This window comes from Streptomyces sp. NPDC085524 (genome assembly GCF_044541755.1).
Taxonomy (GTDB): Bacteria; Actinomycetota; Actinomycetes; order Streptomycetales; family Streptomycetaceae; genus Streptomyces.
In genome coordinates, this window is sequence record NZ_JBITTH010000060.1 from 1 (window position 1) to 11,906 (window position 11,906).

Annotated in this window: 10 protein-coding genes; all 10 read right to left on the bottom strand. The window is 71.6% G+C overall.

The genetic code is table 11. The features are described 5' to 3' along the window. A partial coding sequence (locus ACIGFK_RS42130; RefSeq protein ID WP_400056108.1) for a polyketide synthase occupies nt 1-785 on the bottom strand: 785 nt, incomplete at its 3' end. Nucleotides 786-856: 71 nt separating this feature from the next. After that, entirely contained in the window at nt 857-3,400 is a 2,544-nt protein-coding gene (locus ACIGFK_RS42135; RefSeq protein WP_400056110.1) for an AAA family ATPase, read from the bottom strand. 144 nt (nt 3,401-3,544) lie between these two features. After that, on the bottom strand, nt 3,545-4,378 hold the full coding sequence (locus ACIGFK_RS42140; RefSeq protein WP_376661906.1) for a metallophosphoesterase family protein: 834 nt from the start codon (nt 4,376-4,378) through the stop codon (nt 3,545-3,547). A 4-nt stretch (nt 4,379-4,382) separates the two neighbouring features. Then, complete coding sequence (locus ACIGFK_RS42145) at nt 4,383-5,177, bottom strand: thioesterase II family protein (protein ID WP_376661907.1); 795 nt, start codon at nt 5,175-5,177, stop codon at nt 4,383-4,385. A 260-nt stretch (nt 5,178-5,437) separates the two neighbouring features. Beyond that, nucleotides 5,438-6,358 carry an MBL fold metallo-hydrolase gene (locus tag ACIGFK_RS42150; protein ID WP_386473736.1) on the bottom strand — a complete coding sequence of 307 codons (921 nt, stop codon included), beginning with the start codon at nt 6,356-6,358 and terminating at the stop codon, nt 5,438-5,440. Next, nucleotides 6,355-6,555 (bottom strand): acyl-CoA carboxylase epsilon subunit, encoded by a 201-nt coding sequence (locus ACIGFK_RS42155; RefSeq protein ID WP_376661909.1) that lies wholly within the window; start codon nt 6,553-6,555, stop codon nt 6,355-6,357. The genes ACIGFK_RS42150 and ACIGFK_RS42155 overlap by 4 nt, the downstream gene beginning before the upstream one ends. Nucleotides 6,556-6,577: 22 nt before the next feature. After that, nucleotides 6,578-8,083 (bottom strand): acyl-CoA carboxylase subunit beta, encoded by a 1,506-nt coding sequence (locus tag ACIGFK_RS42160; protein WP_376661911.1) that lies wholly within the window; start codon nt 8,081-8,083, stop codon nt 6,578-6,580. A 166-nt stretch (nt 8,084-8,249) separates the two neighbouring features. Next, the gene (gene ahcY, locus ACIGFK_RS42165; RefSeq protein ID WP_400056113.1) at nt 8,250-9,683 is read right to left on the bottom strand and encodes an adenosylhomocysteinase; all 1,434 of its coding nucleotides are present in this window, start codon (nt 9,681-9,683) and stop codon (nt 8,250-8,252) included. Between the two features lie 35 nt (nt 9,684-9,718). After that, the gene (gene metF / locus ACIGFK_RS42170; protein ID WP_376656198.1) at nt 9,719-10,681 is read right to left on the bottom strand and encodes a methylenetetrahydrofolate reductase [NAD(P)H]; all 963 of its coding nucleotides are present in this window, start codon (nt 10,679-10,681) and stop codon (nt 9,719-9,721) included. A 22-nt stretch (nt 10,682-10,703) separates the two neighbouring features. Beyond that, nucleotides 10,704-11,906 (bottom strand): vitamin B12 dependent-methionine synthase activation domain-containing protein (locus tag ACIGFK_RS42175; protein WP_400056115.1); only part of this gene is annotated, 1,203 nt, incomplete at its 5' end.

The following is an 11,906-nucleotide window of genomic DNA, read 5'->3' on the forward strand; positions in this document are numbered from 1 at the left end:
ACGACAAGCCCACCCCCCTCACCCCGCACATAACCATTCGCCCGGCCATCGAAAACAAACGCACGCCCATCAGGCGACAAACCACCGAACTTCGACACCACCACCGAAGACTCCGGCGCCAGCATCAAATTCACACCACCCGCCAACGCCAACGACACCTCCCCACGACGCAACGCCTCACACGCCTGATAAACCGCCACCAACGCCGACGACTGACCCGAATCCACCACCAACGACGGACCCGTCAAACCCAACAGATACGAAACCCGATTCGCAATCACACTCCGCGCAAGACCCGTCGACGTGAAAGCACCAACCCCCTCCACACCACCCCGACGCACCAAACCCGCATAATCGTCCGCCATCGCACCCACGAACACACCAGCAGCAGACCCCCGCACAGAACCCGCCACCACACCGGCGTCCTCGAACGCCTCCCACGCCAGCTCCAGCACCAACCGCTGCTGCGGATCCATCGCCACGGCCTCACGCGGCGAAATACCGAAAAACCTCGCATCGAAACCATCGACCCGACTCAAAAACCCTGCACGCCGAGCCACCGACTTACCCGCCACCGACGGATCCGGATCATAGAACGCATCCACATCCCACCGATCCGCAGGCACCTCACCCACCGCATCACGACCCGCCACCAGCAGATCCCAAAACGCCCCCGGACCACCCTCCGCACCCGGAAAACGGCACGACATGCCGACAACGGCAACAGCGGCAGCAGGGCCGTTTTTCGGCATGCCAAAGTCCGGATTCATGATGCCTGTCTCCATTTCGTCACCAGGTCACACCGCAGGGGTCCAAACCGATCGTCACAACTTCGGCTAAAGCCCGTCTTGCGTGCTCACTGGACTCCGACGTGCTCGAGAATGTCGAGCTGAAGGTCGATCGGCAGGTCCTGCCGACGGGAAATGTTGAGCTTCCGGTAGATGCGCGTGAGGTGCTGCTCGATCGTGCTCATCGTCACGAAGAGCTTGGCCGCTATCTCCCGGTTCGTGTATCCGGCGGAGGCCAGGGAGGCGACGCGGCGTTCGGACTGGCTGAGGACGGCCACGTCCGGCTCGGGGTCCGCCGCGGCCTGGCGTTCCGTTTCGGCGCTCACGTCGGCCCGTTGCTGGCCCGGCAGGATGTCCCGGCACAGCGGGGTCGCGCCGCACTCGTCGGCCAGTCTCCAGGCGCGCCGGATGACGGAGCCCGCTCGCGGGCCCTCGCCGAGGGCCTGCAGGCTGCGGCCGAAGTCGGCGACGGCCTTGGCCAGTTCCAGGCGGTCACCGCAGCCGCGCAGGTCGGCGACGGCCCGGGTGAGGAGGTCGGGCCGGCGGTGGGATTCCTCGGTGGCGGCGTGCAGGCGCAGGGCCATGCCCCGGGTGCGGGCGCCGATGCCGGGTACGGCGAGCTGGGCCGCGGTGAGCACGCGTGCCTCGCGGGGGCGGCGCAGGCGGAGCAGGGCTTCGGCGGCGTCGGCCCGCCAGGGCAGGCCGTCCGGGCCGTCGAGGCCCCAGCGTCCTGCCAGGCGGCCCACGTCGAGGAACTCGCTCAGGGCGGCCTGGGCCCGGTGCGTGGCGAGGTAGTACCGGCCGCGCGCGTGCAGGTAGGGCAGGGCGTGGACGGTGCCGGGCAGTTGGTCGGGGAGGGGCAGGGGCAGGCGTCGGGCTGCGTCGTCGTAGCGGCCCATGGCGGTGAGCGCGGCCACGAGGACCGCGACGGGGCGGTACATGAACAGTCCTCCGCGGCCCGCGACGGCCGCCACGGCGGCGGTCGCCGCGCGCTCGGCGCCGGGGAGGTCGCCGAGGTGGACGAGCGCCTCGGCGCGGAGCGAGCCGAACATGGCCTGCCAGCCGGGGGCCCGGCGGTGCTCGGCCTCGGTGTGCAGTTCCTCGCACCAGGCGGCGGCCCGGCGCGGGTGCCCGGTGTGCAGCAGGATCCGTACGGCCTGGACCAGTGGTTCGAAGGTGTCGTGGGCCAACGGGGTTCCCTTGAGCAGCCGTTCGGCGGTGGACGGGTCCCGGTGGCCGCCCGGGTGGGTCCACAGTGCGGCGCAGAGGACGGCTTCGTCGCTCTCGGAGGCGGGCGGGACCGCGAAGAGGTCGCGCAGGGCGCCGGCGCCGGAGGGTGCGAGCCGCAGTACTTCCGTCGCCTCCGCCACGCGGCCCTGGGCGACGAGCAGGCGGGCCAGGGAGCCCGAGGGTGCGCCGGGGAGGCCGGCGCGCAGGGCGGCGAGGGGGGCGTCGAGGTGCTGTTCGGCGGCGGCGGGGGTGAGGCGCCAGGTGAGGGCGGCGAGCTGCAGGCCGATCCGCCAGCGGGTCGGCTCGTCGTCGGTGCCGGTGTGGGCGAGCTGGAGGCAGGCCGCGGCGCGTTCGGCCTCGTCTGCGGCGAGGGCCTGCTGAGCGGCCTCGCACAGGGTGCGGACGGCCCAGTCGCCCTCGGCCGTGCCGGCGGCGCGCAGGTACGCGGCGACGGTCTCGGCGTCGGCCCGGTCGGCGTACAGGACCCTGGCCGTACGGGCGTGCAGGCCGGCGCGCTCGGCGGGTTCGAGGGTCTCCAGGACGGCGGCGGCCACGGCGGGGTGGCGCAGCCCGGGCCCGTTGGTGAGTCCGGTCTCGGCGAGCGCGGCGAGGGCGCGGACGGCGTCGGCGGGGGTGGCGCCGACGATGTCGGCGGCGCGCTCCAGGGTGGTGTGGCTGCCGAGGGCGGCCAGGGCGCGGGCGAGGTCGCGGGAGGGGGTTTCGCAGCGCTGGAGGCAGGCCCGTACGGCGCCGGCGAACGGGCCTCCGGGTTCGGGACGGCTGGTGTCGTATTCGGACAGCAAGGCCCTGAGCAGCAGCGGGTTGCCCCCGGTGGTGGTGTACAGGCGGTCGGCGGATTCGCCGCGGGCCGCGCCCTGGAGGTGGTCGCGCAGCAGGGCGGCGGTGGCGGCGCGGTCCAGGCGGCCGAGGCGGATCCGGCGGAAGCCGGGGTGGCGCAGCAGTTCGGTGACGGTGTCGTGGCCGTCCGCGCCCGGGCCGCCGAGCGGGCCGGTGAGCACGATGAGCAGGCCGGTGCGGTGGGGGGCCCGGGTCAGGCCGGTCAGGGCGGCGAGCGAGGCGGCGTCCGCGTACTGGAGGTCGTCGAGGCAGACGACGAGCGGCGCGGGCCCGTCGAGTTCACCGGCGGCGGCGGTGAGGGCGTCGAGCATGCGGTGCCGGGTGGCGGAGGCGTCGGGGCTGCCCGCGGCCCAGAGGACGGTGGCGCCGCGCCCGCGGGCGGTGTCGGCGGCGGTCCTGAGCACTTCGGACTTCCCGCAGCCGGGGGCCCCTTCGATGAGCACGATGGTGGTGGCGCCGGCTTCCGCGGCCCCGAGGGCGGCGTCCAGCCGGGCGAGTTCGTTGTCCCGGGACAAGAGCGTCATCAGCCGTTTCCCCCGTTGCGTGGCATCACTTGTCCGCCAGCGTAGGGACCGCCCGGGGCCCGTACCTGCCCTCAGCGGTGGCCACTAGTTGCCTGGCCACAACTGCGCGCCGCGGGCCCGTCCGGGGTGACGGGCCCGGACGGGTCAGCCGGGCAGGATCACCCGCGGCACGTTCCTGGGGTGGCCGGGGGTGCTCCACTCGCGGGGGTAGCCGACGGACACCTCCTCGAAGCGCACGCCGTCGTACCAGGTGGTGCACGGGATGTGCAGGTGTCCGTAGACGACGGCCGCGGCCCGGTAGCGCAGGTGCCAGTCGGCGGTGCGCTGCGTTCCGCACCACTGGGCGAACTCGGGGTGGCGCAGGATCCGGGTGGGTTCGCGCACGAGGGGGAAGTGGTTGACCAGGACGGTGGGCAGCGCGGGGTCGCAGGCGGCGAGCCGGCGTTCGGTGGCGTCGATCCGGGCCCGGCACCAGGCCTCCCGTGTGGGGTACGGGTCGGGGTGCAGCAGGAACTCGTCGGTGCAGACGACTCCGGTGGCGTAGGCCTGGGCGAGGGATTCCGCCTTGGTGCGGGCGGCGCCCGTGCGGAACGTGTAGTCGTACAGCAGGAAGAGCGGTACGACGAGGACCGGCCCGCCCGCGCCCTGCCATACGGGGTACGGGTCCTCGGGCGTGACCACGCCGAGGGACCGGCAGAGGTCGACGAGGTGCTGGTAGCGGGCTTCGCCGCGCAGGGTGAGCGGGTCGCCGGGTGCGGTCCACAGCTCGTGGTTGCCGGGGACCCAGACGACGCGGGCGAAGCGGGCGCTGAGCGTGCTCAGCGCCCATGCGACGCCTTCGGCGGTCTCGCCGACGTCCCCGGCGACGATGAGCCAGTCGTCCTCGCTGCCGGGGCGGAGCTCCTCGAGGATGCGGCGGTTCTCGGGGTGCCCGACGTGCAGGTCGCTGATGGCGAGCAGCCTGCCGCGGGCGGTCACCGGGTCAGCCCGCGACGGTCTGGAGCCGCTCCTGGCCGAGGGCCGCCAGGTCTTCGGCGATGGCGCGGGTCACGGCGTCCTGCTGGGGGGTCAGGTAGAAGTGGCCGCCGGGGAAGCTGCGGAAGGTGAAGGTGCCGGAGGTGTGCTCGCGCCACTCCAGCGCCTCGTGCAGGGTCACCCGGGGGTCGGATTCGCCGGTGAGCACACTGAGCGGGCAGCTCAGCGCCGTGTCCCGGCCGGGGGCGGGCCGGTAGCGGTAGGTCTCGATGGCCTTGAAGTCGGCGCGGATGGCGGGCAGCACCATGCGCACGATCTCCTCGTCGGCGAGCACGCCCGGGTCGGTGCCGGAGAGCTTCCGGATCTCCGCGAGGAGGGCCTCGTCGCCCTTGGTGTGCACGCTGTCGGGGCGCGGCATGTGGGGGGCGCGGCGCCCGGAGACGATCAGGCCGAGCGGGGGTTCGCCCTCGGCCTCCATCCGGCGGGCGAGCTCGAAGCCGAGTACGGCGCCCATGCTGTGCCCGAAGAGCACCAGCGGGCGGTCGGCCCAGGGCCGCAGGGCCTGGTGGATGCGGTCGACGAGCTGCTCGGTGACGGTGATGGCCGGCTCGTGCCGGCGGTCCTGGCGGCCGGGGTACTGGATGGCCAGCACGTCGGCGTGGGCGGCGAGGGCCTGGGAGAAGGGGAAGAAGTAGGACGCCGTGCCGCCCGCGTGCGGGAGGCAGACGAGGCGGTACGGCTGCTCGGGGGCCGGGTGGAAGCGGCGGACCCACAGCTCGCTGTCGGTGTCGATGATGCTCATGCCCTTCCGTGCTCCTTACTCGTTGCTCGTCACTCGTCGAGTACGAGGGAGGCAGGGTAACGGCGTGCGGTTAAGCGGTGCTTGTGCGGGCACAGTGCGCTTCGGCCCGTCCTCGAAGGGGGCATCGGGGACGGGCCGCGTGCCTAGGTCGGGCATGACCTGTACCGCGCTTCCGGGGACGAATCTAAGGTGCCCCGCCCGCCCGCGCACACCCCAGTCGGCAGCGCAGGAACCCCTAGACGGCCTAGAGGCTGTCGGCCCTAGGCGAGGCAGCGGGGTGGGCGGCCGTGGTAGGCGGTCATCTCCTCGAAGAGGGCTCCGATGTCGAGCGGGGTGCCCTCGGGCAGGCCCTGCTCCTCGGCGTATCCGCGGTGCAGGTTGGGGAGCAGGCGTTCCGCGTCCAGGAGGTCCTCGTACGGTCCGAGGTCGGTGGCCCGGGCGAGTTCGAGGGGGCTCGTCCCGGCCGCTGCTCCTTCCTTGGCGAGCCCCTGCACCCAGCGCAGGTACGCCTCGTTGGCGTCGAGGATCTCCGGGCCGCCGACCGGGCCGTGGCCGGGGACGATCGTGGTGGCGCCCAGGGCGCGCAGCCGTTCCAGGGCGCGCAGGGAGCCCGCCACGGAGCCCATGACGCAGAACGGGGTGACCCCGTTCATCGCGAGGTCGCCGGTGAACAGCACGCCCCGTTCGGGCAGCCAGACCACGGTGTCGTCGACGGAGTGCGCAGCCGGGCCGATGTGGAGGAGTTCGGCGCGGACGGCCCCCACGTGGAGGGTCAAGCGGTCCCGGAAGGTCAGCTCGGGCGGGGTGATCTCGATGTCGCCCCAGCAGACGTCGGGCCACAGTCCGGCCATGTGCATCCCGGCGGCGCCCACGAGGGTACGGGTCATCTCGTGGCCGATGGTCAGGGCCTCGGGGAAGACGGAGTTGCCGTAGGTGTGGTCGCCGTGGAAGTGGGTGTTGACCACGGCGTGCGGGGGCCGCGGCGCGAGCCGCAGCGCGGCCCGGCGCAGGTGCCGGGCGCGGGCCTCGGTGGCCGCGGTGTCGACCAGCACGCTGCGGTCCCCGTCGGTGAGGATGCCCGCGTTGTTCAGGCACCAGCCCCCGTCGGGCTGGACGTACGCGTGGACGCCCTCGGCCACTTCGGTGACGTGTACGGAACGCTCTGCGGAATCCTCCTTCACCGGCCGCGCCACATCCCCGCGGCGGCGTGCGGGTTGCGGTGGGCGCGGTGCCAGCCGCTGTCGGGGACCCGGTCGCCGGCGGCCGGAGCCGGCGCGGCGGCGGTTCGCCGTGCCAGCAGGGCCGTGAGGACGGCGGTGAGGGCGGCGGTCTCCTCCGCGGAGGGTGCGCCGCCGGTGATCTTCCATGGGGTGGTCATCGGTCCGCTGCCTCCTCGCGCGTCACACCGGCGGGTTGCCGTGTTTGCGGGACGGGATGTCCGCGTACTTGGAGCGCAGCATCGCGAGGGCGCCGATGAGCGCGGAGCGGGTCTCGGCAGGGTCGATGACGTCGTCGACGAGGCCGCGCTCGGCCGCGTAGTACGGGTGCATCAGCTCGGTCTGGTACTCCTTGATCTTCAGCGCCCGTTCGGCGTCCGGGTCCTCGGCCGCCGCGATCTCCCGGCGGAAGATGACGTTGGCCGCGCCCTCGGCGCCCATGACGGCGATCTCGTTGCTGGGCCAGGCCAGGGAGATGTCGGCGCCGATGGAACGCGAGTCCATGACGATGTACGCACCGCCGTAGGCCTTGCGCAGGATCAGCTGGATCCGCGGGACGGTCGCGTTGCAGTACGCGTACAGCAGTTTGGCGCCGTGCCGGATGATGCCGTTGTGCTCCTGGTCGACTCCGGGCAGGAAGCCGGGCACGTCGACGAGGGTCACGAGCGGGATGCTGAAGGCGTCGCAGAACTGCACGAAGCGGGCGGCCTTCTCGCTGGCGTGGATGTCGAGGACGCCCGCCATCGAGGAGGGCTGGTTGGCGACGATCCCGGTGACGTGGCCGTCGAAGCGGGTCAGGGCGACGACGACGTTCTGCGCCCAGCCCGGCTGGATCTCGAAGTACTCGCCGTCGTCGGCTATCTGCTCGATGACCTTGCGGATGTCGTAGGACTGGTTCGGGTTGGCGGGGACGAGGTCGACGAGGGTGTCGGTGCGCCGGTCGGCGGGGTCGGCGGTGGCCTCGCGGGGTGCGGTCTCGCGGTTGTTGGAGGGCAGCAGCGACAGCAGGAACCGTACGTCTTCGAGGCAGCTCTGCTCGTCGTCGTAGGCGAAGGCCGCGACCCCGGAGACGGAGGCGTGCACGTCGGCGCCACCGAGACCGTTCTGGGTGATCTCCTCGCCGGTCACCGCGCGGACCACGTCCGGTCCGGTGATGAACATCTGCGAGGTCTCGCGGACCATGAACACGAAGTCCGTGAGGGCCGGGGAGTACGCGGCGCCGCCGGCGCACGGGCCCAGCATCACGGAGATCTGCGGGATGACGCCCGAGGCCTTGGTGTTGCGCTGGAAGATGCCGCCGTATCCGGCGAGGGCGGTGACGCCCTCCTGGATCCGGGCTCCGGCGCCGTCGTTGAGGCTGACCAGGGGTGCCCCGGCGGCCACCGCGAGGTCCATCACCTTGTGGATCTTCTGCGCGTGGGCCTCGCCGAGGGCGCCGCCGAAGATGCGGAAGTCGTGCGCGTAGACGAAGACCGTCCGCCCGTGGACGGTGCCCCAGCCGGTGACGACCCCGTCGGTGTAGGGCTTCTTGTGCTCCAGGCCGAAGCCGCTGGCCCGGTGCCGGCGCAGGGCCTCGATCTCCTGGAACGAGCCTTCGTCGAGGAGCGCCTCGATGCGCTCCCGCGCCGTCAGCTTGCCCTTGGCGTGCTGCCGTTCGGTGGCCTTCGGGTCGGGCCCGGCGATGGCCATGGCCTTGATCTCGGCCAGTTCCGCGGCACGGTCCTGGATAGGGGGTGGGGCTATTTCACTGATGGTCACGGGTTCCTCCGGGGCGGTGGGGAGGTTCTGCCGGCTGCCCGCCCTTCCCGGTCGGGAGGGGCGGGCGCCGGTCAGCGGTCTTCGATCGGAAGCCGCATCAGTAGCGGTAGTGGTCCGGCTTGTACGGACCCTCGACGTCGACGCCGATGTAGGCGGCCTGCTCGGGGCGCAGGGTGGTGAGCTTGACGCCGAGGGCGTCGAGGTGGAGGCGGGCGACCTTCTCGTCGAGGTGCTTGGGCAGCACGTAGACGTCGGTCGGGTACTCCTCCGGCTTGGTGAAGAGCTCGATCTGGGCCAGGGTCTGGTCCGCGAAGGAGTTCGACATCACGAAGGACGGATGGCCGGTCGCGTTGCCGAGGTTCAGCAGACGGCCCTCGGAGAGGACGATCAGGACCTTGCCGTCGGGGAACGTCCAGGTGTGGACCTGCGGCTTGACCTCGTCCTTGACGATGCCCTCGATCTTCGCCAGGCCGGCCATGTCGATCTCGTTGTCGAAGTGGCCGATGTTGCCCACGATCGCCTGGTGCTTCATCTTGGCCATGTCGGCGGCCATGATGATGTCCTTGTTGCCCGTGGTCGTGATGAAGATGTCGGCCGTCTCGACGACGTCCTCGAGGGTCGCGACCTGGTAGCCGTCCATGGCGGCCTGCAGGGCGCAGATCGGGTCGATCTCGGTGACGATGACGCGGGCGCCCTGGCCGCGCAGCGACTCGGCGCTGCCCTTGCCGACGTCTCCGTAGCCGAAGACCACGGCCGTCTTGCCGCCGATGAGGACGTCGGTGGCGCGGTTGATGCCGTCGATCAGGGAGTGGCGGCAGCCGTACTTGTTGTCGAACTTCGACTTCGTCACGGCGTCGTTCACGTTGATCGCCGGGAACAGCAGGGCGCCTTCCTTGTGCATCTCGTACAGGCGGTGGACACCGGTCGTGGTCTCCTCCGTCACGCCGCGGATGCCGGCGGCGAGGGTGACCCAGTCGATGGTGCTCTTCTGCAGCAGGCCGAGGACGAGCGCGTACTCCTCGTTGTCCGCGGTGGACGGGTCCGGGACGGAGCCGGCCTTCGTGAACTCGACGCCCTTGTGGACGAGGAGGGTGGCGTCACCGCCGTCGTCGAGGATCATGTTCGGGCCCGCGTGGCCCGGCCAGGTCAGCGCCTGCTCGGTGCACCACCAGTACTCCTCCAGCGTCTCGCCCTTCCAGGCGAAGACGGGGATCCCGGCGGCGGCTATGGCCGCGGCCGCGTGGTCCTGCGTCGAGTAGATGTTGCAGGACACCCAGCGGACGTCGGCGCCGAGGGCGACGAGGGTCTCGATGAGCACGGCGGTCTGCACGGTCATGTGCAGGGAGCCGGTGATACGGGCGCCGGCCAGCGGCTGCGACGCCGCGTACTCCCGCCGGATCGACATCAGGCCGGGCATCTCGTGCTCGGCCAGGGTGATCTCCTTGCGGCCGAAGGCGGCGAGGGAGATGTCGGCGACCTTGTAGTCGGTGAACTCGGCGGTGGCGGCGGTGTCGGTGGACTGGCTGGGCATGGACTACTCCGGTGTGTGGGCGGCAGCGTGCAGCGTCAGTTGACGTTCAGGTTCTGGTGGATCTCTCGGGTCGCCGTGGAGCGGTTGAGGGTGATGTAGTGCAGGCCGGGTGCGCCCTCGGCCAGGAGCCGCTCGGCCATGACGGTCGCGTACTCCACCCCGATGGCGTGGCCGGCGGCCGCGTCGCCCCGTACCGCCTCCAAGCGGCTGGCGAGGTGTTCGGGGAAGTGGGCGTCGCTCAGCTCGGAGAAGCGGCTGATCTGCCGTACGTCCGTGGCGGGCATGATCTCGGGGATCACCGGGGTGAGACAGCCGACGGCGGCCAGCCGGTCGCGCAGCCGCAGGTAGTCCTCCACCTGGAAGAACATCTGCGTGATCGCGTAGTCGGCGCCCGCCCTGCATTTGGCGGCGAAGTGCCGGATGTCCTCGGTCCAGCCCGGTGAACGCGGGTGGCGCTCGGGGAACGCGGCCACGCCCACCGTGAAGTCGCCCAGCCTACGGATGAGGCTGACGAGTTCGTGCGCGTGCGTGAAGCCGTCCGGGTGCGGGGTCCACACCCCCTTCGGGTCGCCCGGCGGGTCACCGCGCAGGGCGAGGACGTCCCGGATCCCGGCGTCCGCGTACTGGCCGATGATGTGCCGCAGCTCGGCGACCGAGTGCCCGACCGCCGTCAGGTGGGCCACGGGGCGCAGCGTGGTCTCGGCCGCGATCCGCTTGGTGACCTCGACCGTACGGTCGCGGGAGGAACCCCCCGCGCCGTACGTGACGGAGACGAAAGAGGGCGAGAGCGCCTCGATGCGCCGGATCGCCTTCCAGAGCGTGCGTTCCCCGGCCTCGGTCTTCGGCGGGAAGAACTCGAAGGAGAACGAGCGCCGTCCGCTGGCCAGCAGCTCGCGCACGTCGGGACGGGCCGCGGGCACGGCGGCGGGGGCGGGCGGACTCGCAGGCGCTGTCGCCGGGGGCGAGAGCGCCGGGTGCTCGGTGAGGACGGCTCCCATGCTCGTTTCCTTTCTGTACGGGTCAGCGCGCGTTGAAGTACGAGGCTTCGGGGTGGTGGATGACGATGGCGTCGGTGGACTGCTCGGGGTGGAGCTGGAACTCCTCCGAGAGCTGCACGCCGATCCGCTCGGGCCGGAGGAGGTCGGCGATCTTCGCGCGGTCCTCCAGGTCGGGGCAGGCGGGGTAGCCGAGGGAGTAGCGGCAGCCCTGGTACTCGGTGCGGAACATGCCGGCCATGGACGCCGGATCGGATCCGGCGATGCCCAGCTCGGTACGGACCCGGGCGTGCCAGTACTCGGCCAGGGCCTCGGCGAGCTGGACGGAGAGTCCGTGCAGCTCCATGTACTCGCGGTAGGCGTCGGCGGCGAAGAGCCGGGCCGTCTCCTCGCCGATCCTCGAACCGACGGTGACCACCTGGAGGCCGACGACATCGGTCTCTCCGGAGTCCTCCGAACGGAAGAAGTCGGCGAGGCACAGCCGACGGCCGCGGCCCTGGCGCGGGAAGGTGAAGCGGGTCCGCTCGGAACCGTTGTCGTCCAGGATGATCAGGTCATCGCCCTTGGAGACGCAGGGGAAGTACCCGTGCACGACGGCCGCTTCGAGCAGCCCGTCGGTGTGCAGCCGGTCGAGCCAGCCGCGCAGCCGGGGCCGCCCGTCCGTCTCGATGGTGTCGGCGTCCTTCAGCCCCCACTGGCCCTTGAAGAGGGCGGTCTCGTCGAGCCAGGAGGCGTAGTCCTTGAGCGGGATGCCCTTGACGACACGGGTGCCCCAGAACGGCGGGGTGGGCACCGGGTTGTCGACGGCCACGTCGGAACGGCCACCGGGCTCGGGCTCCGCCACCTGGAGGGCGGGCGTGTCCCGCTTGGCGACACGGCGCTGCTTGAGAGCGGGAAGCTCGACGCCGGGGACGCCGCGCTTGACGCCCATGAGCGCGTCCATGAGGCGGAGGCCTTCGAAGGCGTCGCGGGCGTAGCGGACCTCGCCTTCGTAGATCTCGTGGAGGTCCTGTTCGACGTAGGCGCGGGTGAGGGCGGCGCCGCCGAGGATGACGGGGTAGTCGGCCGCCAGCTTGCGCTGGTTGAGCTCCTGGAGGTTCTCCTTCATGATCACGGTGGACTTCACCAGGAGGCCCGACATGCCGATGACGTCGGCCTTGTGCTCCTGCGCGGCCTCCAGGATCGCGGAGACCGGCTGCTTGATGCCGATGTTGACGACGTTGTAGCC